Origin of the sequence: Paenibacillus sp. FSL H7-0756, assembly GCF_038006765.1 — a bacterium.
Classification (GTDB): domain Bacteria; phylum Bacillota; class Bacilli; order Paenibacillales; family Paenibacillaceae; genus Paenibacillus_AQ.
This window is the reverse complement of the sequence record NZ_JBBOVT010000001.1, coordinates 3,565,612-3,588,328: the sequence shown is the minus strand read 5'-3', so window position 1 is coordinate 3,588,328 and position 22,717 is coordinate 3,565,612. Positions and strand designations below refer to the sequence as shown.

Here is a 22,717-nt window from a genome sequence, read left to right as displayed (position 1 = left end):
GACCCGTACAATTATAGCAACCGTGCCCCCCGCCTGCCGGACCGGCAGGACAGGGCGGGAACGGCTCTTCAGGTGAATCATGACTTATTAATAATAGCAATAGCAGATGAATTAGGAAACCCCGCCGTCATCCAGCCATTCGGCAATTCTCGGGACCATCTGCTCAGTGAGCATATGCTCCATCTTGGGACCGGGGAGTGAATACAGGAAGTACTTTCCGTAATACGATTCAATGACTCTGGTATCATACACAATTACGATGCCCCGGTCCTGCGCCGTGCGGACCAGCCGCCCGAAGCCCTGCTTGAAGCGGATGACAGCCTGCGGCACGGACAGCTTCATGAACGGGTTCTTCTTCTGTGCCTGAAGCAGCTCCGACTTCGCTTCTGCCAGCGGGTGATTCGGCGGCTGGAACGGCAGTCTGACAATCGCCAGGCAGGTCAATGCTTCTCCCGGAATATCCACCCCTTCCCAGAAACTGCTGGTACCCAGCAGGACCGAAGCGGGGCTGTCCTGGAAGCGGCGGATCAGCTTGCTTCGGCTGCCGCCCTCCACACCCTGTCCGAGCACCGCGATATCCTGAGAGGCAAGTGCTTCCTTCAGGGGGTCATACACCTGCCGCAGCATCTTGTAGGAGGTGAACAGCACCAGCATCCGGCCCCTTGTAGTTACAGCAGTCTCGGCAAGGGAATGTACAAGCGTGTCCACAAACCGGGCATCCCCTATACTTCCCTTGACGCTCGGGAAGTCGCGGGGAATGACCAGGAGCGCCTGCTCACGGTACTTGAACGGCGAAGGAAGCAGCGCAGTCATCAGACGCCCCTGCTCCGCAGCTTCACCAAGGCCCAGATTATCGATCATGAACTGGAAGGACTTATCCACGGATAAGGTGGCCGAGGTCAGGACAATACTTTTCTTCTTGTCGAAGAACAGCTCCCTGAGCTGGGTACTGACATCTACAGGAACGGCATACATTTGCAGCGACTTACCTTTATAATTACCGCTTCCCTCCAGCCAATACACGATATTCTCATCGTTCAGGCTCATGAAGAAGCGGATTTGCTCTCTGATGGATGCCAGATCCTTGAATAAGCCGCCGATATCAGTCACAAGACTGTCCGAGGAGGATTGGCTGTCCGTGTCCCGCATCTCACTGAGCATTTTGTCACCCTTACGGATGATGTCGCTTAGACTGAGGTTCAGTGTATTCTCAAGGGCAGCCAACTCCTCCCAATCCTTCGGCTTCTTGCCCGGCTGCAGGCGCGCCACCAGCTGGCCTGCTTCACCGGCCCCGGCATCGCTGCGCTCGGGCAGCAGGCTGAAGAGCCGGTCGCTGAGCGCATCCCAGGATTCCTTCACCGTCAGCAGATCGGGATAGATCCGGTCGATCACGCCGCTCCATTCGGAAGCCTGCTCACTGCCCGAAGACTGCAGACTCTGCCGGAGAGCAGGCAGCTGCCCGCTCCGGCTATCCTTGTAGAGACGGGTGAGGGTATGGGCAAATGTGAAATATTTCATCTGCATGCCAAGATGCTTGCCGGCAATATCCTCCAAATGATGGGCTTCATCAATAACAAGATGGTCGTAAGCCGGAAGAAGCTGATGTCCGGCTTTGACATCTGCGAACAGCTTGGAGTGATTGGTGACCACCACATCGGAGATCCCGGCTTCATGCTTAGCACGGTGGTAATAGCATTTGCGGAACCAGGGACAGGCGCGTCCCAGGCAGGAGTCGGTATCGCTGGCTACAGTCTCCCAGAAATCCCCGCCCCGTCCGCTTAAGTTAAGCTCCTCATCATCGCCGGTCGTCGTCTGGGTCAGCCAGACAAGCATCTGTGCAGCGGTGAGTGCTTCTTCCCTTGGACTCGTAAAATCCTTTTTGTTCATTCTATGCTCGAACTTGCGCAGACACAAATAGTGCCCTCTTCCCTTAAAGATGGAGGCCTTGAACGGGAACGGCACAACGCTGGTTAAGAGCGGGATATCCCGCTCACGCAGCTGGTCCTGAAGGTTGATGGTATGGGTGCTGACCATCACCTTCTGGTCACTTTTCACACTATGGTAGATGGCCGGAAGCAGGTAGCCCAGCGACTTGCCGGTGCCAGTTCCCGCTTCAATCAGCAGATGCTTGTCCTGCTCAAGCGCTGTAATGACCTCATGGATCATCAGCTCCTGGGCTTCACGGCTCTCATATTGGGGAAGAGCGGCCTTCAGCCGCAGCGTCACCTCATCCATATACTCTTCAAAGGTAATATTCTCCAGCGGGTTGACGCTTCCTTCCTCCCGCGGCGAAGCCAGCTCCGCCCAGTCCCCCACCGCCAGCGCAAGCTGGCGGTAGAAGCTAAGCTCCCCTTCCGGCTGAAAGGTCTCCATCTCCCGTTCCCGCAGCAGACCGTCGAAGTACCAGGCCAAATCACTGTCTTCGTCCGCGAACAGCTCATTCAGCCGCTGAATGGTCAGCAGCGGCAGACTGTGCAGCTCTTCCAGACATTTGAGCAGCACAATAGCCGTGGCAAGTGCATCACTGTCCGCCTGATGCGGACGGTCATGCGTAATGCCGAAGTGGCTGCTTACCGCGCCTAACTGATACGTGCTCAGCGAGGGAAAGCATATTTTGAGAAAATCAATCGTATCCAGAATCCGCCCCTGAAACGGCAGATAGCCGCAGCGGTCCAGCGCATTCTGCAAAAAATGAAAATCAAACGCTACATTGTGTCCGACAAGAACGACATCATCCAGCAGCGGCACCAGCTCCATCATCATCTCATCAAGCTCCGGCGCATCCTGTACATCACTGTCTGTAATTCCGGTCAGGCCCGTAATAAAAGGAGGAATTGGCGCTCCGGGCTTGACGTAGGAACCATACACCCGGGAGATCGTCCCGTCTTCTTCTATAATGGCAAGGCCAACCTGGATGATCTCTCCCACAGATTGGGTTCCCGTAGTTTCAAAATCAAGCACGGCAAATTTCATTATAAGTTCTATTCCCTTTCACTTGAGACTCTTTATCAGCATAACAGAAGTTACGAAAAAAGGCGATGCACACCCCGGGAAACGGGGCACATCGCCTAAAGAAACCGAGGATAAAGTTATAAAAGCGAAACCAGCTGATGGCCAAACTCCAGCTTCCCGCCCCGTCTGCGGCATACCTCCAGATTCACATTCGGCTCCGGCAGATCCGGGTCATGCAGTAGCGACAGGCTGAACAGCTCGCTGGCTTCATTGAAGCGTTCCTGGGAAGCCCGGATACAGCCCAGCGCATTATAGATCATCGCCTTCAGCTTCACCTCACGGATCAGGCCCAGCATGTGGTTCAGATGTCCCCAGGCGGTGTCGCCTTCACCTTCCTGGAGGTAAGCCATGGCCAGATACAGGCGGGCAGCGAGGCTGTCCGGATACTTAGCCGTAACCTCCCTGAACTGTTCAATGCACTTGCGGTACATCAGCAGCTTGTAATAGCCCTGGCCCCTGACAAAAGCATCCATCCCAAGCTCGGGCGCTTCCTCTTCCGGCAATTCCTCTGGCGGAGTCTGGAAATCGGCCTGTTCCCGGAACTCGCTCAGCTTCTCGGCGAAGAGCAGCCACTCATCCATTACATTATCACTGATTCGGTGGAGCATATTATACTTGGATAAAAGATCGCTTCGGCGGGCACCCTCCGCAGTAGGATAGTCGGCTTTGATCTCCTGGAGCATCTTGTTCATCTCAGCAAATAAATGTTGAAACACCGGACATCCCACCCTTACTGATAATGAAGTCAGCTTAAGCTTGCCTAAGTTCATTATCAGCAAGTACAGGGGTCTTCATCCCTGCCATTGATTACATGGCTCAAAGCGCGGACTTCAGGCAATTGTAGCGTGAATCTCGTGATCCGCCAGCTTCACCGGCTTGTTGCCAGCATCAACGAACACTACAGTCGGCTTGTGGGCCGCCAGCTCCTCGGAGGACATGACAGCGTAGGAAATTATAATCACGGTATCGCCAGGCTGAACCAGACGCGCCGCCGCCCCGTTCAGACAAATGACGCCGCTGCCGCGCGGACCTGGAATGACATAAGTCTCCAGACGGGAACCGTTATTATTATCCACGATCTGCACCTTCTCATTCTCCAGCAGATCAGCGGCTTCCATCAGATCCTCATCAATGGTAATGCTGCCCACATAATTAAGATTGGCTTCAGTAACCGTTGCCCGGTGGATCTTGGATTTCATCATATGTCTAAACAAGAGCGTGTGCCTCCTTAGGAATAAATACATTATTATCAATCAGGCGGGTTCTGCCGAACTTCACAGCCAGAGCCATTATAACCTCTCCGCCCGCATCCGTCAGCCTGTTGCCGCCTTCCAGCTCTTCCAGATCAGGGAAGGTTAGAATTTCCGCATAATCAATCACTGCGAGCGGGGATTCAGAAATGACCGAGACCAGCAGGGCCCGCGCTTCATCTACCGTACAAATGCTGCCCTCTTCCATAGCCTGACGCACTTCGCGCAGGGAACGCGATAATACCAGTGCCTGTCTGCGCTCCTCGCTGCTCAGATAGACATTACGGGAGCTAAGCGCCAGCCCGTCTTCCTCGCGCACAATAGGACAGGCGATGATGTCCACGTTCATGTTAAGATCAGACACCATCCGGCGGAGAACAGCTACCTGCTGGGCATCCTTCAGTCCGAAGAAGGCGTAATCCGGCTGCACGATATGGAACAGCTTGCTGACCACAGTAGTCACTCCGTCAAAATGTCCCGGACGCGAAGCGCCGCAGAGCTGCGACGTAAGCGAGGAGACCGATACGCCTGTACGGATCGGCTGCGGATACATCTCTTCAACACTGGGGATGAACACCAGGTCCGCGCCTTCACGTTCAGCCAGCTCCAGATCGCGCTGTTCATCCCGCGGATAGGAAGCAAAATCCTCATTCGGGCCAAACTGCAGCGGATTGACGAAAATACTCATCACCACCGTGCCGCTCTTCTCCCCTGCCTTACGCAACAGGCTGGCATGTCCTTCGTGCAGATATCCCATGGTGGGCACAAAACCAACCGGGCCATGGCCCCCTTGACGCATATATTCAAGCGCTTCGCGCAGTTCAGCAATCGTTCGGATGACTCTCATGTTATTTCGCTCCTTTGCCGGCATTGCCGTATAAAGATTCCAGAACCGTCTCGTCCGCGCTGAACACATGCTCTTCCGCAGGGAACGAGCGGTCCTTCACTTCCTGAACATAGCTGGTGATGCCTTCACGGATCAGGGAGCCGACATCGGCGTAGGTTTTGACGAATTTTTTCTCCCGGTAAGGGGAGGCATACCGCAGTACGTCATGGAACACCAGAACCTGTCCGTCACAGTAGCGTCCTGCACCGATACCGATGGTCGGTATACTGACCGCCTTGGAGATCGCCTCCGCCACCTCTTCTGTCACCAGCTCCAGCACAATGCCGAAGGCCCCAGCGGCTTCCAGCGCCTTCGCTTCGTCCATCAGCCGCTGTGCATCCTTGGCATCCTTACCCTGAATCCGGTAGCCGCCGATCATATTAACCGACTGCGGGGTCAGGCCGATATGGCCGAGCACCGGAACTCCGGCAGCGACAACAGCGGATACTGCGGAGCAGATTTCGAGGCCGCCTTCCATTTTGATCGCATGGGCCTGGCCTTCCTGCATCAGTCTGCGCACACCGCGCAAGGTCTCATCCACGCTTCCGTGATAGGTCATGAACGGCATATCTGCCACTATAAAAGTATTAGGCGCCCCGCGCTTCACCGACCGGGTATGGTAGACCATATCCTCTATGGTAACCGGCAGCGTGGTGTCATAACCAAGCACAACATTTCCCAGAGAATCACCGACCAGAATCAGATCAATGCCGGCTTCTTCCGCCAGCAGGGCTGAAGGGTAGTCATAAGCGGTCAGCATGCTCAGGGGAACACCGTCCGTTTTCATTTTTTTCATCTTGATAATATTCAGTGCGTGTTTGTCTGCCATGTCGCTCTCATTCCCCTTTTCCATAAAATACGCGGGTATCCGCGCAAACAAAAAAACCTTTTAGCATGGTCCGCTAAAAAGGTCCGAAGGGCAAAAAAGAGTCACTCGCGATCGTCCCTTCTGTCTCGGTCCTTACGGCTCAGAGCAGAATCCAACGTAACCGTTACATCCAGTTATGAAGGTACATCCGGTAAAACAAAGAAAACAATTACGTGAGTACAGCTCGCCATGCGATGCCGCCTCATGAGCACAGTATACCAAAAAAACACAAAAATAAACACCTTAAAATATGACATGGCCGCCCTCGTGGTCGTGAGGAGCGGCCTTGATGGCATTCTAACAAGGTAAAGTACAAAGCTGCGTTCATAGCTAAAAAGAGAGATAAGTGTATTATGTACAAATAACAACAGTGAAGCGGAAGACTTTCCTCTCAGGAGTTCGTGTAACGAAACCCTATCATTCCCAAAAATCTAACGGACCGAAGAGACCTTATTCCCGCGATAACGCCCCTTTTTGCAGCGTAACGGACTCAGGAGATCTTATCATCTTTCTGAAAGACGTTTTGGGGCTGAATTGCAGGGGATAAGGTCCTTGCGGTCCGTTAATCGCCCAAGTGACGGCTTTCTTTATGCATAAGAGCACCTCAGTCCGTTATGCTAAGCCAAACGCCCTTAAAGAACACCCCCCGCTTGGAAAAGATGTAAATTGAAGGGGAATTGTGTCTGCTCCACTAACTTTAATCTGATGAGATACTAGTTAAATCTGACGCTCTACTAGATCATCTCAATTTCGCCGGACAGTACGCTCACTACCTCACCGGATTCGTTACGCAGCAGCAGCCCGCCGTTGTCGTTCAGACCTACAGCAGTAGCCTCGGTGCGGCCTTGGGGAGTATTCACGCATACCTGACGCCCCAGTGTTACCGACATCGACTCCCACAGCTCCTTCACGGGCTGAAAGCCGTGTTCCAGATAGACAAGATACAAATATTCGAGTTCCTCCAGCACAGCTTCCGCAAGCCTCGTACGGTCTACAGGAATGCCGCCGCCTTCGATCAGCAGCGATGTACCAATCCCGCGCAGCTCCTCCGGGTAGTCTTCCCCGGTCAGATTGGCAGCGATGCCTATACCGGCGATGCAGTAATGCAGCCTGCCTTCGCGAAGCGAGGATTCCAGCAGGATTCCGCAGATTTTGCGGCCGCCGGCCAGCAGGTCATTCGGCCACTTGATGCCGGCAGGCACCCCGGTAACCTTACGGATTGCTGTGCAGACAGCCACTCCGGCCAGCAGCGTCAGCTGCGGAGTCAAGGCCAGCGGCAGATCCGGACGCAGCACCAGGCTCATCCAGATTCCTTTGCCGTGAGGGGAGTGCCATTTGCGGCCCATCCGCCCGCGCCCGCCGGTCTGCGCTTCGGCCATGACTGTTGTTCCTTCCGGTGCGCCGCCCTCGGCAAGTATTTTGGCTTCCTCCTGTGTGGAAGCGACTGTATCCAGCCGCTGAATTCCCTTGGACCAGCCGGGAACGAATGCCTCCCGCTTCAACACGCCGGAATGCTGCGTATGACCGCTATTCATCTCTATCCATCCTTTGCGCTGCTTGCAGCAGTAATTGGGTGTCATTGGCAAGGTCACCTGCCGCGACAGCCAGAAGAAGCTGGTTCAGCAATACGCCCAGCCACGGGCCGGGACGCTTCTCCAGCGCCGCTGTCACCTCATGGCCGCTCACCGCCAGCTCAGGGAGCGTGCGGACCGGCATCTCTGCAGTCCAGGACCGCAGGAGGCTGGTGGAGACCGTTGGGATGGTACTTGCGTCCGCAGCTGTGGCGGGGACATCTGACGACGTGGCGGATACGCCGTCTCTGCCTGGGACGGCTGACAACGTGGCGGATACGCCACCGTCTGTGTAAGGGACGTATGACGACAGGTCGGCTGCACCTGCGTCAGAAGCGGACGCGGCGTTAGCCCCCGCCGCCGCCTCAAGCAGCGTCAGCCACCCTTCGGCGGCTGACTGGCCATAGCCCAGCACGGCGGCGATCCACCGCCGCCGCAGCAGCTCCCCGGCGCCGGAAGCCTCCGGCCGCGCCGAGGACAACGCCGCGTCCCAGGCTTCGCGGACGCGGAGCACGGCGACGACGCCAGTGCGCGTCGCCCCCGGGAACGTCCATGCCCGCAGGAGCTCATCGGCGCACTGCGCCGACGATCCCAGGGCATGCAGCAGGAGCGCCCAGCGCAGGCGGGCGCTCTCCAGGTTCCCGAGACCGGCGAGGCGGGCGGCGGCAGCCGCCAGGTCCCGGCCGGTCCAAGGGAACGGCGCTTTGCCGCGCGGCAGCAGGCCGCTGCGCAGCAGGAGCCCCAGCCCGCGCTGCGGGTGCGGGCCTTCCAGGATGCGCTCCACCTCGGCGCGCACCCGCTCCACAGCAATATGCGCCAGCTTGTCACGCTGGCGCAGCAGACCGCGCCAGGTATTCTTCGCAATCGCGAAATCCAGCACAGAAGCAAAACGTACGCAGCGCAGCATCCGCAGCGCATCCTCCTCGAAGCGTTCCTCTGCTTCGCCTACACAACGGATCACGCGGAGCTTGAGATCACGCTCCCCTCCGAAAGGATCAATCCACCCGCCGTCCAGGCCGCAGCAGATGGCGTTGATCGTGAAATCACGTCGGCGCAGATCCTCCCGTACATCCCTGACGAATACGACATGCTCCGGACGCCGGTGATCGGCATAGCCGCTCTCCGTCCGGTAGGTCGTAACCTCTAAGCTGTAGCCCTCCTGCAGCACAGTGATCGTGCCATGCGCCAGTCCGGTAGGGACGCAGCGCGGAAACAGGGCCATCACCTCCTCCGGCAGTGCGGAGGTAGTAATGTCTATGTCATGCACCGGACGGCACAGCAGCTCATCGCGCAGGCAGCCGCCGACGAAATAAGCTTCATGGCCGCCTGCCAGCAGGCCGGCAACAACAGCTCCGGCGGCTTCCGCCATGCCGGGTGGTGCCATTCTCCATTCCATAACGGACTCCTTACCCCCGGATCGGGTCTAATCCGGATACCTTGCGCCCAAGCACACGGTAGTAGATATCTTCATATTGATTGGTAATCATATCTCTGCTGAAATCATGGCACGACCGATCCAGACAAGCGCGCCGGAAGCTCTCAGCCATTGCTGCATCCGAGAGCAGCCGGACGGCATACTCTGCCATCGCTTCTGTGTCGCCGACTGGCGCGAGGAATCCGGTCTTGCCATGCTGAATCAGCTCCGGAATGCCCCCGGCCTGTGAGCCGATAGTGGGAACACCGCAGGCCATCGCTTCCAGAGCGACAAGCCCGAAGCTCTCTTTCTCAGAAGGAAGCAGCAGCAGGTCCGCCAGGGAGATCACCTGGGCAATCTCGTCCTGCTTACCCAGGAAGCGGACATGATCGTCCAGCCCCATCTCGCTGATCTTGGCTTGAATCTTAGGCAGGTCAGGCCCTTCGCCGACCAGCAGCAGCTTGGAAGGCACCTGCCGGTTCACCTTGGCGAACACATCCACCACATCACTTACCCGCTTGACCGGGCGGAAATTGCTGATATGCATCAGAATTTTCTCATCCGGTGCCGCGAAGTCGCCCCGCAGATCCGTGACATCCCGTGGATAATAGACACGCTTATCCACAAAATTATAAGTCAGATCAATTTCACGCGTAATATCAAGCGCCTTACGGGTCTCCTTGATCAGATCACGGGAGACTGCGGTTACCGCATCGCTCTCGTTAATGCCCAGCCGGATCAGATCTTTCAGGGACTCATCCTGGCCCAGTACTGTAATATCCGTGCCGTGCAGCGTGGTTACCACTTTGATATCATTGCCAAGAATCTGCTTGGCCAGATAAGCACATACTGCATGCGGAACCGCATAATGGACATGGAACAGATCCAGATTCTGCATTTTGGCTACCTGCGCCATCTTGGTCGCCAGCGCCAGATCATATGGCGGATAGCGGAATACATAATAATCGTTAACCTCTACCTCATGGTAGAAAATATTCTTCTGAAACGTTCCCAGCCGAAACGGGATGCTGTGGGTAATAAAATGAACCTCATGGCCTTTTTCAGCCAATAGCTTGCCCAGTTCAGTAGCCACCACACCCGAGCCGCCAAGAGAAGGATAACAAGTGATGCCTATCTTTAGCCGCTCCATAGCTCCGCCCCTTCATTTAACTTAGCTCTATTACTTCAAGTAACGATATGAATTAATTATAGTTGTTTTCCGGGCTTTGTCGAGTTCCGCCTTATCCGCGTGCAGCGCGGAACAGATCTACAGTATACGGAACCTTACCGGCGAACCCTTCGGCATAAGGAATCAGCCTGCGCTGGCCGAGCAGCATGTCTCTTGAACGGACGCGCTCGATATACCCTTCCGTCAATGGCGTTGCAACGGTATCTTCACCCGGAGCGAGTCCGAATTGGGAACGGTAGCAGGACAATGCCTGCTCCTTCAGCGGATACTGCGCAGTCACATCGACAATCAGATCCGTCCGTCCGAGATCATTAATGAAGTAGAAATATAACTCAGGCTCTGGAATAGCAGGCTTGTCCGGCATATATTTGCGCAGCTTGGCATTGAATACTGCTTCCTCCACCAGCTTACTGCAGGCAATATGGTCGGGATGGCGGTCTTCCCAGTAAGGGGCAAATACCATCGACGGGGCATTGCGGCGGATTTCCGCAGTTACAGCCGCCAAATGTCCTTCTGTCATATACAGGCCGCGGTCAGGCAGCCCCAGATTCGTCCGCACCGCCGCGCCCAGCACTGCGGCAGCCTGCTGTGCTTCCTGTTCCCGTAGCTCCACCGTTCCGTTCGAGGACATCTCTGCCCGGGTCAGATCGCACATTCCCACCTTGAAACCGGCGGCAGTATGCTTGGCAATCGTTCCTGCCATGCCGATCTCAGCATCATCCGCATGCGCGCCGAATACCAGAATGTCAAGCTTCATAACTCGTCCACACCCGGCTTGTATTTATGTACCAGCTCACGCCAGCCGAAATCTCCCCGGTCAATAGCCTTCACCAGGATTTCTGCTGTAGCAATATTCGTGGCAACCGGAATCCCGTACACATCACACAGACGCAGCAGCGCCGTAATATCCGGTTCATGCGGCTGGGCCATCAGCGGATCACGCAGGAAAATAATCAAATCCAGCTCATCTGTAGCGACCATCGAGCCGATCTGCTGGTCGCCGCCAAGCGGCCCGGACATGTAACGGTGAATGGAGAGCTTGGTCACTTCCATGATACGCTGGCCCGTAGTTCCGGTGGAGAATAACTTATGCCCTTCGAAGACATGCTCATAAGCAGTTACGAAATTAACTATTTCATCTTTTTTGCGGTCATGTGCGATAAAAGCAATTTTCAACATTCTGTTTCTCTCCCCGTCTATTCTATAAAATGCTCAAAACCGTAAATCAAGCCGGTATAGCCCATCACCTTTTGAATCCCGAGCTTGACTCCAGGCATATAACCCGCGCGCTCATAGGAGTCATGACGGATCTTCAGCGACTGCCCGAACCCGCCGAAAACAACCTCCTCCTGGGCAAAAACGCCCGGAAGACGCACACTGTGAATACGGAAGCCGTTATAATACCCGCCGCGCGAGCCTTCAATAATCTCTTCTTCCTCGGGATGTCCCTGGCGGAGCTCCTGCCGCGCCTCAGAGATCATCTCTGCCGTCTTAATCGCTGTTCCTGACGGAGCATCCAGCTTCTGGTCTCCGTGATATTCGATAATTTCGAGATGAGGGAAATACTTGGCGGCCTGGGCAGCGAATTTCATCAGCAGGATGGCGCCGATGGAGAAGTTAGGCGCAATCAGTCCGCCGATTCCCCGCTCCTGGCATTGCTTGTCCAGCCCGGCGATCTGCTCCGGCGTGAAGCCGGTGGTGCCGATAACCGGACGGACGCCGTACTTGACCGCCAGTGCAGTATTGCTATATGCCGACTGTGGAATCGTAAAATCTACCATTACATCGGCCTCTGTATCTGCAAGCGCAGTCTCCAGATCCGAAGTCACAAGTACACCGCATTCCTCAAGACCAACCAGCCGGCCGGCATCACTGCCATGTGCAGAGCGGTCAACCGCTGCTGCCAGCTCGAGTTCATCATCCTGCAATACCAGCTTCACAACCTCTTTGCCCATTCTGCCTCCGGCTCCGGAAACAACAATTCTGATCTTGTCACTCAAATGAATTCTCCCCGCTTTCCCTGGCTCTGTTATTATTGTATATAGTGTTGCAGCGATTTCTGCAGATCCTTCATCAGCAGACGCAGTCCGCTGTCATCCGGGTGCAGCGACATGACTTCTTTTAATACCGCAATCGCCTGCAGATGTTCGTTCATCCGGCTGTGCGCAATCGCCAGCCATACATAAGCATCTCCGTAGAGTGGGTCAAGCGATACAGCTTCCTTCAGCAGCGTAATCGGATGGTACGGATTCACACTGTCCGCTGCTTCATCCTCCAGCAGCCGCTTCGCTTCCTGCACAAGCTGTAGGGCCTGCAGATGCTGAAGATGCAGCTGATACTCCGGTTTGGTCCCATCCAGGCGGCGTGCGGCTATAGCATGTTCAAGTGCTTTATCCAGCATGCCGCTGCGGGCATAGGTAATAGAGCAGCGGTATCTGACTTCCGCATCATCAGGACTAGCAGCAATGGCCGCCTCGAACAAGATGATGGCCTCAGCAAAGTCACTGCGGAGTATCGAGCGGTAGGCCGCTTTTACATAATCATTATGATCCATATCCTCACCATCCTTACGGCTAAATCCCGTTCGTTTGGTACAGCATATGTAGCATAGGCCTAATCGGTGTTTTTGGGTGTCCAGCGCCCGGCATCACGCGTATTGAATTTGTGCATAACCTTATTATGTGCCTCAGTTAAGTCTATACCGAGTGAATTGGCGAAACAAACGGTAATGAAGAGAATGTCGCCCAGCTCCAGCTCAATCGAATTATCGGCTTCATCCGCTTTTTTCGGCTTCTCACCGAATTGATGGTTCACTTCGCGTGCCAGCTCTCCGACTTCCTCGGACATCCGGGCCAGCATCGACAGCGGACTGAAGTAGCCTTCTTTAAACTGTGAGATATAGGCATCCACCTCACGCTGAATGTCACCAAGACTTTTATCCATAAATTGTCGTTTCACCCCCGTGTGTTCTTGCCTTCTGTTTGCCCCTATGTTATCGTAAAGACGTTTTGAAGACAAATCTTTTTTGCAATGACGCCTGGAGCTTACGTGCTCTCCGGGGGGATCATTACATATAAATTGCCCATTTAGAGGCGTAGGCGAGGGATTATATGAGTTCAACCGTTAAAATCAGCACAGTCAGCAAAACAGTGGCCCCCATCATGCTGGGCACAGCCATCTACGCATTCGGACTACTGTATTTCATCATTCCCAACCAGCTGATGGAGGGCGGAGTTACCGGGATTACCATCCTGCTCAATTACGCCTTTAACATCCCGATCTTCTTAACGACACTGCTGCTGAACCTCCCGCTCTTTCTGCTCGGCTGGAAGGTGCTCGGGGCGAATCAGATCGTCTATACCGGACTCGGCATCGGCTCCCTGTCTTTTTTCCTCTGGTTATTTGAGCGGATGATCAAGGCGGGCTGGATTGTAACGTTCAGTACAGAGCATGATTTTATTCTTGCTTCATTATATGCAGGGGTCACTCTGGGTCTGGGTCTGGGGATTGTCTTCCGCTTCGGGGGGACTACCGGTGGTGTAGATATTGTAGCACGGATACTCAGCCGCAAGTTCGGCTGGAGTATGGGACAGATTATTCTGGCCGTGGATATCATCATAATTGGGGCTTCCCTGCTCTATATTCCCCGTGAGAAAATACTGTATACCCTCGTGGCGGTCTTCATCGCCTCACGCGTCATTGATTTCATCCAGGAAGGGGCTTACGCCGCCAAGGCCTTCACCATCATCAGCGATGAGGCTCCGCAGATTGCCGAGCTGATCACCGCAGAGATGGACCGCGGTGTAACCTTGATCCCGGCGATCGGCGCCTATTCCAAGCAGGCCAAGCACATGGTCTACTGTGTGGTCTCCAGACAGGAGATCCGCCGGCTTAGCCTGCTTGTGAAGTCGGTGGACCCTAAGGCCTTCGTCATTATCAGTGACGTTCATGATGTTCACGGCGAAGGCTTCCGGGAGACCTGATCTAATACACACATAAGGGCGGACCCCACAAGCAGCTATTGCTGGCTTGCGGGGTCCGCCCTCTTTATATCCTCTGTTACTACGCTACACAGTCTTCAAATCCCGCTTCTGGCCGCGGTACTTGCGGTAAGCCGTATACGCCAGCACCGTAAGGATGAATGTGCCAGCCAGCAGGGCCCAGAACCCGTATTGCTGCGGAGCCAGCGGCAGCGACAAGACCGGCTCGCTGCGGTCCTTGCCGAACATCACTCTTGCTGCATCTTGCCCATAGGATACAATCTCCAGCAGGCGGGCCCGTTCCACGGGCTGCTCCGAGCTTGCCATCCCTCCTGCGTAAGAGAGCCAGGAATCAAAGGTGTTCACCGCCTCAGCAGGCCGGGAGATAATCACCGCAGGCCGGATATTCGCGTACCGGCTCTGAAGTCTTGCCAGCGCCGCTGTCCAGCTCTTCAGATCATTCGCGGCGGCGCTTTGCTCCATATCGTTCAGATCCTCACGGACCAGCTTATAATACTGCATCCACATAGGCTGGCGGGGGTGATTGAGGCTGTTAGCGGCAAGCCGCAGCTTCGCCGCAGCCGCTTCCCATCTCTCCGGGGACGGCTGGGCCGCAGCCAGTGCGGACTTCATATCCAGGATCACGGACGAGAGTGCATTGATCCCCTCCACTGAGGTCATCCCTTCGAAGGAGGACGAGATGAAGATCTGCGAGATCTTCTCCGCTTCCTGGCGGGCCTTCAGCACATCACCTTCAAGCACATAGCCGTACAGAGCTTCCGCAGCCTGCTCCAGCCGCTGTGCTCCGCTTCTGGCCGTGAGCGCAGCGGGATCACTGGGTACACTTCCGGCTGCTTCTATGTAAGCTGTACTTCCCTGGTCTGCAGCAGCATCCCCTGCTTCAGCCTGAACACGGCCTCCGCTGATACCGGCGAGCAGCCAGCACAGCAGGATTCCTGACAGTATGAATACTTTTCTGCGCGGCATAAGACATCCCTCCCACCTTATTGTATGGCGGAAGGACAAGAGTTAGAACGGAGGCTCAGCGCTTCATCACAGTTCTGTCCGGAAGTGCCGGACGCCTTGTCCGGCCACAGAACAGCCAGGCAGCGGCCGTACTGAACAGCGTAAGCCCCATGGTGGAATACTGAACAGTGATAAGATCATCATCAAGCACCGAAGGCAGCCATGGATACACGCCTTGTGAATAATCCACTATATCATTAGCGAACGTCCACGCAAGCGCCACAGGCAGCATTCTCCGGAAGGTGAAGAACCGGGCATAGATCAGGACTTCCACAGCCATTCCGGTATGGGAGATCATCAGCATCCAGTCCTTCCAGGTGATGGAATCCCCCTGATAACCGCCGGCCACAATGATGCTGACCGCCCATATCCCGTACTTCACCGATGTTAACACAGCCAGCGCTTCAATCAGCTCACGCACCAGCGTTCCTGTAAGCCCTCTTGGCGGATAGAGCAACAGTAGTAGTGCAGCCGTGAAGAACAGACTGGCCGTAGGGCTGTCGGGAACGAACGGCAGCAGCCAGAGCGGTTCAGTCTGCGCTGTGAACGTGAGCTGATTGCCATACCACATATATCCGTAGACCGTCCCCAGCAGATTCACGATAAACAGCAGCCATATTATTCTGCGGTCCCTAAATAACTTCTCAAACCAATGACCCGGCATATGTACAACTTCCCCCCGACTGTAGCAGCTTCTTTTCATTACAACACTCATGACATAACAAAAACCTGAGCGCATATACGATCAGGTTTTGCGTTACTGTTATTTTACTGTCCGCTTTTTTGTTTGGCAAGCCAGCCGGCCAGCTCATCGATATCCTGGTCTGTCAGCCCTGCCCCCATAGCTGTCTCGTACATTGGCGGCATCTGACCCTTACCTTCTTTTATAATAGTAAGAATCGCCGCCTGATCATGCTTGTCGCCTACACCGCGAAGCGCAGGAATATTGCCTGAGCCCTTCATGTCTACCGCATGGCAGGTTATACAGGTTGCTAGCTTATAGAGAGCCATCGCCGGATCATCCTTGTCCACAATGGCAATATCCTTCGGCTTGACGGCGCTTGTGGTTGGCAAGCCCGCCGCCCTGTTCTCGGCCGCCTTCTCCTCGCGCTGAACATCCTCTGGTATCTGGCCGGTTTCAGCCATCTCATGCTTGTATTCTGTCCAGGCTGTGTTGGTCAAATAGACGATTGCAGCGAGGGACAGGAACATCAGTGAGGATGCAATCGGTCTGCGGTAGAACCGCCGCTCCGGGCCGGTATCCAGGAAAGGTGCCAGCAGCAGTGCCCCGAAGGCCACGCCTGTCACGCCCAGCGTTCCCAGCACAATATAGTCACCGGATGCGTAAGGAAGCTTCAAATACTGATAGAGGAACAGGAAATACCAGTCGGGAATTGGAATAACCGATGCTGCCGGATTGGCAGGGAACCCGAGCGGAGCCGGCTCTGAGATGGTCAGAACCAGAATTCCCACCAGCACCACTACGCCAACCATCCATTCCTTGAGCAGAAAGTTAGGGATAAAGGCTTCCGATTTGCCCGGATACGCCGTATAATCCGGCGGGGTAATGAATCCGTTCCCTCTGCGGACCCGGGAATCCCCGACGAATACCACCTTCTCTTTGGAGTCGTCTCCGTGTGCCATGACCGTGCCTCCTATACGTTATTTTACAGCGGACCGGATATGCCTTGTCTGCGGATCATAATGAAGTGCCCGACAAGCAGAATAAGCAGAACCGCCGGGAGGAAGAATACATGTAAGGCGAAGAACCGGGTCAGCGTCTCGGCGCCGGCAATACTGCCGCCCTGCATCAGCTCCTTGAGCACCGGCCCCATGAACGGAACCGAATTGGCGATCTCCAGCGTAACCTTGGTGGCGAAATACGCCTTGTTGTCCCACGGAAGCAGGTAACCGGTTAGTCCCAGTCCCAGCATGACGAAGAAAATCAGCATCCCCACCACCCAGTTCATCTCGCGCGGAGCCTTATACGAACCGGTGAAGAACACACGCATCGTATGAAGGAACATCATGACAATGACGAGACTCGCGCCCCAGTGATGCATGCCGCGGACGATTTTACCGAAGGCGACCTTGGTCTGCAGATATTCCACACTGGCGTAGGCATTAATGATATCCGGGACATAGTACATGGTCAGGAACATTCCTGAAAGGATCTGTATGACTGTGATGAAGAACGTTAGTCCGCCGAAGCAGTAGACAAAGGCTGAAAAGTGGTGTGCAGGATTGACATGCTCGGGGACCTCGTGGTCGGCAACATCTCTCCAGATCGGTGTAATATCCAGACGTTCGTCAATCCAGTTATATACGTTTTTGAACACGCCGTTCACGCCTCCTTCGCCGAAACAGTATTAGGGACGATTTCACCGAGATATACCCAGCCTCCGTCGATCTTGGTGGTGTACTGGTCCAACGGCTTGGCAGCTACGGCCAGTTGCCGGCCCTGCTTCGTATAGCGGGCGCCATGGCAAGGGCAATGATATTCATCGGGATACGCCTTGTTATTATTCCAGCCTACGGTGCAGCCCAGATGCTTGCAGATGGGTGAAAGCGCATAAATATCTCCGTTCGCGTCTTTACGAATCCACGCCGTAAGCATTGCTGTACTGGCATACCATCCGTCCTGCTGCGGAAGCTCGAAGGTGAACTCCTGAGGCTCCTCTGTAATTTTGGACGCTTCGGCTACCTTGATGAATTCCCCCTCGCCTTTTTTCTGCAGAATCGGATCTACAGCAAACCGGACCATCGGCAAAATAACGCCGGCCCCCATAAAGGCGGTAGCCCCACCTAACGTATAGGTCAAAAACTGTCTGCGTGACATCTCGTTTCGGCTGGGCGGTTCTTGCGGAAGTGACTCTTCTTCTTCATTAAGGCTGCTCATACTGTATGTAACCCCCTTTTCAAAATGTGAGAAGGCACCTGCAGAGTTGTTGCATAGTATTTTAGGTAAAAAATCCGTTTTCAATGAAAAATATCACAGTTCATATAAGTTCATCCTAATCATAGCTTAGGGTCCAAAACCCGTCAAGAATATTGTCTAAATTGTGACAGGCGTTTTAGGTGCTTTTTTTATAAATTGTTGATTTTCCGTCACATTTAACTCATTTTTCATTCTGCCATAAGGCCTGGATTTCACTGCGTACATACGCGCTTACCTCAGCCCTGGAATCAGCCACTATCTCAGGCAGGCAAAGGAGTAAATCGCTTTCAATAAGTTTCTCCCCGCGCAACCCTTCATTAGCAGACATTACGATTACATACTGGAAGCCGCTGGATTTGACTTTTCGGCAAAGCTCATTCACATGAGCTTCCATTCCGGGCCCGGCATACTGTACCGCCGGATAAGTCACAACCCTCCCCTTATACGGCTGTTCGGCCAATTCCAGGAAATCACGCTGCCGTTCAAGTAACGAGGCGGTCTCAGGCGGAGTTTCCGTACCTTGAAGTCCGCTATACGGAATGATGCACGTATCATAATAATGTCCGTCGGTCTCCCAGGCTCTACTGTCAAAATCACTGAATTTCATAGATTCGCCCCTCTAGCCGCATCCCGCAGCATGCATTTTTACTTTAAAAGCATCATAAACAAGTGTATTCAGCTTGGCAATCCTTAAATTAAAAAAAAAAGAAATGCGCCAGGCGCATTTCCTATGCCAAACTTTTCAGTTCTTCAGTCAGATTCCGGAAAGCCGCCTCATCACCGGCAGCCAGCGCCGTGTCGATCTCCAGGTACAACATGTCGGTACGACGCTTTCTTAACGCTTCATCCCACACCATTTCCGCAGCCAGCCCCAGCATCACTTCATAAGTAGCCTTCATTTTGTCCATTCGATACACCTCCGCTGTTTAAGAAATTCCGTATTCCAATGCCTTCTTCACATAGCTTTCACTTGTGCGTGCCATCCTCAGCAAATCCTGCTCAGTCAGTTCACGGACCACTTTGGCCGGTGTGCCCAAGGAGAGTGTGTACGGAGGAATGATTTTGTTCTCGGTTACAATGGAGCCGGCTCCTACTAAAGCATATTCACCAATCTCTGCTCCGTTCAGTACAATTGCACCCATTCCGATTAATGTGCCCTTGCCTATCCGGCAGCCGTGGATGATTGCTGAATGCCCGACCGAGATGTCATCCGCAAGCACCAGCGGCAATCCTTCCGCCACATGGCCGACCACACCGTCCTGGATATTGCATCGCTCCCCGATGATCACCGGCGCCAGGTCACCGCGAAGTACGGCGTTGAACCAGACACTGGATTGTTTGCTTATCCTTACATCGCCAACTAGCTTAGCGCCTTCCGCCACATAGACTGATTCGTCAAGCTGCGGTATGTAACTCCCATAGGCAATCCGCATCTCTCTCCCCCTTACCTGAGCAGATGCTTCGGCACAGCCGCCTCACATCCCCAGGGTGTCATCATGACCATTGTTCCTGCGGGTTCCTCACCAAGCTTAAGCATGCCCAGATGCAGCATCATCCGCAAGATGCGCTGTTCGAGAATGGAAGCGGCATCATCGTAATAAAAGGGCTTGATCAGCCAGCCGATTCCTTCTGACAGCGAGGCTGTGGTCACCCATCTGCCGGCACTTAGACTGATCCAGTAGACCAGCGAAGGCAAATTGGGAATAGCCCCTTTATACAGTCTTAACCAAAAGGAGAATAACTGCATCAGCTTTTCCGATTTCCCCTCCGCCAGAAAATGCTCGCCTGCAGCTGTAAGCTGCAGCCTGTAGCCTTCCTCGGAGATCCAGCGGCGGTGGCGGGCATAATCATACAGCAGGGCAAATCTGGGCGGATAATGCTCACAAGCCCTGCCGTAGCCGAACCTCCAGCCGCCCTTGCCGAGCAAAGGCTCCGCAATCTGCAGCGCATTCATCACTCCCTGCTGATTGCGCTTATATAGCGCGCCTTCCTGGTTCAGCTCAGGCTCATTCTCCTTCACATACCGCAGGAACAGCAGCAGATCTCCGGCCAGCAAATCCCCCTCCCCCCTGTACACTGCCGGCTCCGGAACAGGAATAATCCGCTGCTGCAAATACTGGCCCATCTGCTCACGGAAGCGCTTCTTCAGATCCAGCGGAACCTGGAACAGATACCGGCTCTGCTGGGAAGCTCCGCTGAACAGCCAGCCGCTGTTCTTAAGCCGGCTGACCAGCTCGCGGTAGTCCCCGCTTTTGCCGGGCGGGGCATCGAAGGAGGCCTGCCTGGCGGCAGCCAGCAGATCCTCCAGGCTGAAGTGGCTGCGTTCATCGAAGAGCAGGCTGTTCAGCAAACGCAGCTCTCCCGGAGAACTCCCCTTAATATGGGACTCCATGAACTCCCGGCTGCCCAAGGTGATCAATATACTCTGAATCAAATCATGTTTGGAATTCCGTTTGCACTCACACTGATAGCGTCCCGCAATGGCGGTTAGCTGACCAATGTCTGCATAAGTGAGCATATCCGCCAGATTCATCTCTCATCGCCTCACTGTTTTACTACCATTATGGGAAATACAGCCCTTTTTATTCCTTTTGCCGCAAAAAAAATAACCCGAAGGGTCGGGTTAATGCTGTTTTTGTAAAATATGGCGGGAACAGTTGTATAATAAAGGATTCCATTCCTGCTCGTTCTTCTCCAAAATCGTGAGAGAGAGATTGCCGAGCCGTTCGGAATATTTGTCTTTGTAAAGTGCGGTGTAGAGCTGTGCCAGGAATCCTCCATGGGAGATGACCAGGACATTCTTACCCGGGAAGCGGGCCGTAATATCCTCCAGGAATGCAAGACCCCGGACCTGAAGCGCCTCATCACTCTCCTGCCCCAGAGACAGCAGCTTCCAATCCTTGCCCCATTTGGTTTCACGGGCTTCAGCCGTCATGCCTTCCACCTGGCCGTAGGCACGCTCACGGATACGGTCATCCGGCTCAAGTAGAGGAATACCCAGCTTGGCCGCTACGATCTTGCCGGTCTCTGCTGCACGCGACAGGCTGCTGGTAATACAATAGTCCCAGTGGTAAGGCTCCTGCAGCAGCCGGTCGCCCAGCATCTCAGCCTGCCGTCTGCCTTCATCATTCAGCGGAATATCACTTTGTCCCTGAATTTTACCTACCGCATTCCAATCCGTCAGCCCATGGCGTATTAAGCCGATCAGCATCGCCTATCACCGTTCCCTTCCCTTTTATGTTTGCTTACTAATGTAACACGAATGAAAACAAATGTCTTCTTTTTTAGAACAAGCGGAAACATATAAATCCTATAGTCAAATCAAAAACCCTCTTCTCCATATTCGGGAAGGGGGTTCTCATTGTCTGCGGTACCGGTTCAGACGGACCAGCAGGAATATGGATAATCCGACGCCCAGCGTCGACAATACCATCCAGTACTGCGGATGTGCAGGGCCCATATTGGCCACCAGCGGCTCAATGATCCCGCCCTCAGACTCCACCGGATAGGAAGAAGACCAGTCCAGGGTTAAACCTGCCACACCTGTCTCGACGATTCCGCTCTGTGCCGCCGTCGTATTCGAGGGGGTCTTGAACACGGTGAAGTATAAGAAGCTGGAGATAAACACCGCTAAGAAACAGGCAATCCAGAGGCTTAAGCGATGCCGGAATACTGTAGAACTCCCCGCAGACTTCCCGTCACCGGGCATAAGCCAGGGGCTCTCCAGATAGATCCGCTCCATAACCTTACTGTTAATCGCTTCTGCCCGCTCATCGCTGACATCGAATCTTGTATCCTGCATAAGCTCACTGGTCTCCTGCCACAGCGCCCATTCGGCACTGCAGTAGGAGCAGGTTGCGATATGTCTCTCAAGTCTAATCCGCCTGGGATCTGTGGGGGGAGCGTCCCACAAGTGTGGAATGGAATCCTGCGCTTCCCTGCAATTCATAGGCTTACACCCTCTCAGCCTGCTCTTCAACTTCAGGCTCATAGAAATAGGATTCGAGCTGCAGCTTCACACTGCTCCTAGCCCGGAACAGCAGTGACTTCACAGAGCTGACGCTCTGCTCCAGAATCACGGCAATTTCCTGGTAATCCATCTGATCATATTCACGCAGAATCAGCGCAGAACGCTGCTTCTCCGGGAGTTTGTTAATCGCTTCGCGGACGAGCTCCATCCGTTCCTTACGCAATGCTGCCTGTTCCGGGGCAACATCAAGCGGTGCCACAGGCGTATACCCGCTCTCTTCGAGCGACACATTCCCGGCACGGTTCTTACGAAGTTCACTCAGCACTGTATTGCGGGCAATCGTGTACAGCCATGTGGAGAAAGAAGCATCCACTTCCCGGAAGGAATGAAGACTCCGGAAGGCTTTGTAGAAGGTCTCTGAACAGAGGTCTTCGGCAATCAGCTCCATATGGGAGTTCTTCAGCATGTGGTACACAAACGCCAATATCTTGCGTTGATATCGCCGCATGAGTTCCGAGTATAATTCTGTATCGCCTTGCTTGATTAGCTGGATCAACTGGGAATCCGTCATGGTGAGTCGGCCCTCCTCGCCCTTGCACGTGTAATCCCGTCC

General features: G+C 54.3%; 26 protein-coding genes. 1 reads left to right on the top strand and 25 read right to left on the bottom strand.

Features of this window, described 5'->3' with window-relative positions; genetic code table 11:
* Positions 1 to 111: 111 nt before the first annotated feature.
* From dinG to NST04_RS15670, 13 genes are all read right to left on the bottom strand, one after another.
* Positions 112 to 2,973: an ATP-dependent DNA helicase DinG gene (dinG, locus tag NST04_RS15730; protein ID WP_341184995.1), complete on the bottom strand. Its 2,862-nt coding sequence runs from the start codon at positions 2,971 to 2,973 to the stop codon at positions 112 to 114.
* A gap of 116 nt (positions 2,974 to 3,089) precedes the next feature.
* The gene (locus NST04_RS15725) at positions 3,090 to 3,728 is read right to left on the bottom strand and encodes a tetratricopeptide repeat protein (protein ID WP_341184994.1); all 639 of its coding nucleotides are present in this window, start codon (positions 3,726 to 3,728) and stop codon (positions 3,090 to 3,092) included.
* A 114-nt stretch (positions 3,729 to 3,842) separates the two neighbouring features.
* Entirely contained in the window at positions 3,843 to 4,226 is a 384-nt protein-coding gene (gene panD / locus NST04_RS15720; RefSeq protein WP_036727238.1) for an aspartate 1-decarboxylase, read from the bottom strand.
* Complete coding sequence (gene panC, locus NST04_RS15715) at positions 4,219 to 5,109, bottom strand: pantoate--beta-alanine ligase (RefSeq protein ID WP_341184993.1); 891 nt, start codon at positions 5,107 to 5,109, stop codon at positions 4,219 to 4,221. Before panC ends, panD begins: the two co-directional genes overlap by 8 nt.
* A gap of 1 nt (position 5,110) precedes the next feature.
* Complete coding sequence (panB, locus tag NST04_RS15710) at positions 5,111 to 5,977, bottom strand: 3-methyl-2-oxobutanoate hydroxymethyltransferase (protein ID WP_341184992.1); 867 nt, start codon at positions 5,975 to 5,977, stop codon at positions 5,111 to 5,113.
* Positions 5,978 to 6,750: 773 nt separating this feature from the next.
* The gene (locus NST04_RS15705; RefSeq protein WP_341184991.1) at positions 6,751 to 7,551 is read right to left on the bottom strand and encodes a biotin--[acetyl-CoA-carboxylase] ligase; all 801 of its coding nucleotides are present in this window, start codon (positions 7,549 to 7,551) and stop codon (positions 6,751 to 6,753) included.
* On the bottom strand, positions 7,544 to 8,983 hold the full coding sequence (locus NST04_RS15700) for a CCA tRNA nucleotidyltransferase (protein ID WP_341184990.1): 1,440 nt from the start codon (positions 8,981 to 8,983) through the stop codon (positions 7,544 to 7,546). The genes NST04_RS15705 and NST04_RS15700 overlap by 8 nt, the downstream gene beginning before the upstream one ends.
* A gap of 10 nt (positions 8,984 to 8,993) precedes the next feature.
* Positions 8,994 to 10,151 carry an N-acetyl-alpha-D-glucosaminyl L-malate synthase BshA gene (bshA, locus tag NST04_RS15695; protein ID WP_341184989.1) on the bottom strand — a complete coding sequence of 386 codons (1,158 nt, stop codon included), beginning with the start codon at positions 10,149 to 10,151 and terminating at the stop codon, positions 8,994 to 8,996.
* Between the two features lie 91 nt (positions 10,152 to 10,242).
* Positions 10,243 to 10,947, bottom strand: coding sequence for a bacillithiol biosynthesis deacetylase BshB1 (gene bshB1, locus NST04_RS15690; RefSeq protein ID WP_341184988.1), 705 nt, complete (start codon positions 10,945 to 10,947; stop codon positions 10,243 to 10,245).
* A complete protein-coding gene (gene mgsA / locus NST04_RS15685; RefSeq protein ID WP_076079195.1) occupies positions 10,944 to 11,369 on the bottom strand; it encodes a methylglyoxal synthase in 426 nt (141 codons plus the stop codon). Before mgsA ends, bshB1 begins: the two co-directional genes overlap by 4 nt.
* Positions 11,370 to 11,386: 17 nt before the next feature.
* On the bottom strand, positions 11,387 to 12,190 hold the full coding sequence (dapB, locus tag NST04_RS15680) for a 4-hydroxy-tetrahydrodipicolinate reductase (protein WP_341184987.1): 804 nt from the start codon (positions 12,188 to 12,190) through the stop codon (positions 11,387 to 11,389).
* A 32-nt stretch (positions 12,191 to 12,222) separates the two neighbouring features.
* Complete coding sequence (locus NST04_RS15675) at positions 12,223 to 12,744, bottom strand: tetratricopeptide repeat protein (protein ID WP_341184986.1); 522 nt, start codon at positions 12,742 to 12,744, stop codon at positions 12,223 to 12,225.
* A gap of 59 nt (positions 12,745 to 12,803) precedes the next feature.
* The gene (locus tag NST04_RS15670) at positions 12,804 to 13,133 is read right to left on the bottom strand and encodes a nucleotide pyrophosphohydrolase (RefSeq protein ID WP_036698080.1); all 330 of its coding nucleotides are present in this window, start codon (positions 13,131 to 13,133) and stop codon (positions 12,804 to 12,806) included.
* Positions 13,134 to 13,300: 167 nt separating this feature from the next.
* Here NST04_RS15670 and NST04_RS15665 point away from each other — a divergent pair, with 167 nt between their 5' ends.
* Positions 13,301 to 14,173: a YitT family protein gene (locus tag NST04_RS15665; RefSeq protein ID WP_341184985.1), complete on the top strand. Its 873-nt coding sequence runs from the start codon at positions 13,301 to 13,303 to the stop codon at positions 14,171 to 14,173.
* An 84-nt stretch (positions 14,174 to 14,257) separates the two neighbouring features.
* On the opposite strand, the gene NST04_RS15660 is transcribed toward NST04_RS15665, so the two are convergent.
* The 12 genes from NST04_RS15660 to NST04_RS15605 form a co-directional block, all read right to left on the bottom strand.
* The gene (locus NST04_RS15660; protein ID WP_341184984.1) at positions 14,258 to 15,157 is read right to left on the bottom strand and encodes a sporulation protein YpjB; all 900 of its coding nucleotides are present in this window, start codon (positions 15,155 to 15,157) and stop codon (positions 14,258 to 14,260) included.
* A 55-nt stretch (positions 15,158 to 15,212) separates the two neighbouring features.
* A complete protein-coding gene (locus NST04_RS15655) occupies positions 15,213 to 15,860 on the bottom strand; it encodes a DUF1405 domain-containing protein (protein ID WP_341184983.1) in 648 nt (215 codons plus the stop codon).
* A gap of 104 nt (positions 15,861 to 15,964) precedes the next feature.
* On the bottom strand, positions 15,965 to 16,840 hold the full coding sequence (locus NST04_RS15650) for a menaquinol-cytochrome c reductase cytochrome b/c subunit (protein WP_341184982.1): 876 nt from the start codon (positions 16,838 to 16,840) through the stop codon (positions 15,965 to 15,967).
* Positions 16,841 to 16,863: 23 nt separating this feature from the next.
* Entirely contained in the window at positions 16,864 to 17,535 is a 672-nt protein-coding gene (gene qcrB / locus NST04_RS15645) for a menaquinol-cytochrome c reductase cytochrome b subunit (protein ID WP_036727267.1), read from the bottom strand.
* A 5-nt stretch (positions 17,536 to 17,540) separates the two neighbouring features.
* Entirely contained in the window at positions 17,541 to 18,095 is a 555-nt protein-coding gene (locus tag NST04_RS15640) for a ubiquinol-cytochrome c reductase iron-sulfur subunit (RefSeq protein ID WP_340752899.1), read from the bottom strand.
* Between the two features lie 220 nt (positions 18,096 to 18,315).
* A complete protein-coding gene (locus NST04_RS15635) occupies positions 18,316 to 18,741 on the bottom strand; it encodes a DUF2487 family protein (protein WP_341184981.1) in 426 nt (141 codons plus the stop codon).
* 121 nt (positions 18,742 to 18,862) lie between these two features.
* Positions 18,863 to 19,042 carry an IDEAL domain-containing protein gene (locus NST04_RS15630; protein WP_341018363.1) on the bottom strand — a complete coding sequence of 60 codons (180 nt, stop codon included), beginning with the start codon at positions 19,040 to 19,042 and terminating at the stop codon, positions 18,863 to 18,865.
* 18 nt (positions 19,043 to 19,060) lie between these two features.
* Positions 19,061 to 19,567 (bottom strand): gamma carbonic anhydrase family protein, encoded by a 507-nt coding sequence (locus NST04_RS15625; protein WP_341184980.1) that lies wholly within the window; start codon positions 19,565 to 19,567, stop codon positions 19,061 to 19,063.
* A gap of 11 nt (positions 19,568 to 19,578) precedes the next feature.
* Positions 19,579 to 20,667: a hypothetical protein gene (locus tag NST04_RS15620; RefSeq protein ID WP_341184979.1), complete on the bottom strand. Its 1,089-nt coding sequence runs from the start codon at positions 20,665 to 20,667 to the stop codon at positions 19,579 to 19,581.
* A gap of 90 nt (positions 20,668 to 20,757) precedes the next feature.
* The gene (locus tag NST04_RS15615) at positions 20,758 to 21,345 is read right to left on the bottom strand and encodes a histidine phosphatase family protein (protein WP_341184978.1); all 588 of its coding nucleotides are present in this window, start codon (positions 21,343 to 21,345) and stop codon (positions 20,758 to 20,760) included.
* A 147-nt stretch (positions 21,346 to 21,492) separates the two neighbouring features.
* Complete coding sequence (locus tag NST04_RS15610) at positions 21,493 to 21,936, bottom strand: hypothetical protein (RefSeq protein ID WP_051478164.1); 444 nt, start codon at positions 21,934 to 21,936, stop codon at positions 21,493 to 21,495.
* Between the two features lie 151 nt (positions 21,937 to 22,087).
* Positions 22,088 to 22,675, bottom strand: coding sequence for an RNA polymerase sigma factor (locus tag NST04_RS15605; protein ID WP_341184977.1), 588 nt, complete (start codon positions 22,673 to 22,675; stop codon positions 22,088 to 22,090).
* Between the last annotated feature and the right edge of the window lie 42 nt (positions 22,676 to 22,717).

Excerpts from the sequence above, each read along its gene's own strand:
- dinG (WP_341184995.1), bottom strand. The coding sequence starts at position 2,973 with ATGAAATTTGCCGTGCTTGATTTTGAAACTACGGGAACCCAATCTGTG.
- panC (WP_341184993.1), bottom strand. The coding sequence starts at position 5,109 with ATGAGAGTCATCCGAACGATTGCTGAACTGCGCGAAGCGCTTGAATAT.
- panB (WP_341184992.1), bottom strand. The coding sequence starts at position 5,977 with ATGGCAGACAAACACGCACTGAATATTATCAAGATGAAAAAAATGAAA.
- NST04_RS15705 (WP_341184991.1), bottom strand. The coding sequence starts at position 7,551 with ATGAATAGCGGTCATACGCAGCATTCCGGCGTGTTGAAGCGGGAGGCA.
- NST04_RS15700 (WP_341184990.1), bottom strand. The coding sequence starts at position 8,983 with ATGGAATGGAGAATGGCACCACCCGGCATGGCGGAAGCCGCCGGAGCT.
- bshA (WP_341184989.1), bottom strand. The coding sequence starts at position 10,151 with ATGGAGCGGCTAAAGATAGGCATCACTTGTTATCCTTCTCTTGGCGGC.
- bshB1 (WP_341184988.1), bottom strand. The coding sequence starts at position 10,947 with ATGAAGCTTGACATTCTGGTATTCGGCGCGCATGCGGATGATGCTGAG.
- mgsA (WP_076079195.1), bottom strand. The coding sequence starts at position 11,369 with ATGTTGAAAATTGCTTTTATCGCACATGACCGCAAAAAAGATGAAATA.
- NST04_RS15675 (WP_341184986.1), bottom strand. The coding sequence starts at position 12,744 with ATGGATCATAATGATTATGTAAAAGCGGCCTACCGCTCGATACTCCGC.
- NST04_RS15670 (WP_036698080.1), bottom strand. The coding sequence starts at position 13,133 with ATGGATAAAAGTCTTGGTGACATTCAGCGTGAGGTGGATGCCTATATC.
- NST04_RS15665 (WP_341184985.1), top strand. The coding sequence starts at position 13,301 with ATGAGTTCAACCGTTAAAATCAGCACAGTCAGCAAAACAGTGGCCCCC.
- NST04_RS15660 (WP_341184984.1), bottom strand. The coding sequence starts at position 15,157 with ATGCCGCGCAGAAAAGTATTCATACTGTCAGGAATCCTGCTGTGCTGG.
- NST04_RS15655 (WP_341184983.1), bottom strand. The coding sequence starts at position 15,860 with ATGCCGGGTCATTGGTTTGAGAAGTTATTTAGGGACCGCAGAATAATA.
- NST04_RS15650 (WP_341184982.1), bottom strand. The coding sequence starts at position 16,840 with ATGGCACACGGAGACGACTCCAAAGAGAAGGTGGTATTCGTCGGGGAT.
- NST04_RS15640 (WP_340752899.1), bottom strand. The coding sequence starts at position 18,095 with ATGAGCAGCCTTAATGAAGAAGAAGAGTCACTTCCGCAAGAACCGCCC.
- NST04_RS15635 (WP_341184981.1), bottom strand. The coding sequence starts at position 18,741 with ATGAAATTCAGTGATTTTGACAGTAGAGCCTGGGAGACCGACGGACAT.
- NST04_RS15630 (WP_341018363.1), bottom strand. The coding sequence starts at position 19,042 with ATGGACAAAATGAAGGCTACTTATGAAGTGATGCTGGGGCTGGCTGCG.
- NST04_RS15625 (WP_341184980.1), bottom strand. The coding sequence starts at position 19,567 with ATGCGGATTGCCTATGGGAGTTACATACCGCAGCTTGACGAATCAGTC.
- NST04_RS15620 (WP_341184979.1), bottom strand. The coding sequence starts at position 20,667 with ATGAATCTGGCGGATATGCTCACTTATGCAGACATTGGTCAGCTAACC.
- NST04_RS15615 (WP_341184978.1), bottom strand. The coding sequence starts at position 21,345 with ATGCTGATCGGCTTAATACGCCATGGGCTGACGGATTGGAATGCGGTA.
- NST04_RS15610 (WP_051478164.1), bottom strand. The coding sequence starts at position 21,936 with ATGCAGGATACAAGATTCGATGTCAGCGATGAGCGGGCAGAAGCGATT.
- NST04_RS15605 (WP_341184977.1), bottom strand. The coding sequence starts at position 22,675 with ATGACGGATTCCCAGTTGATCCAGCTAATCAAGCAAGGCGATACAGAA.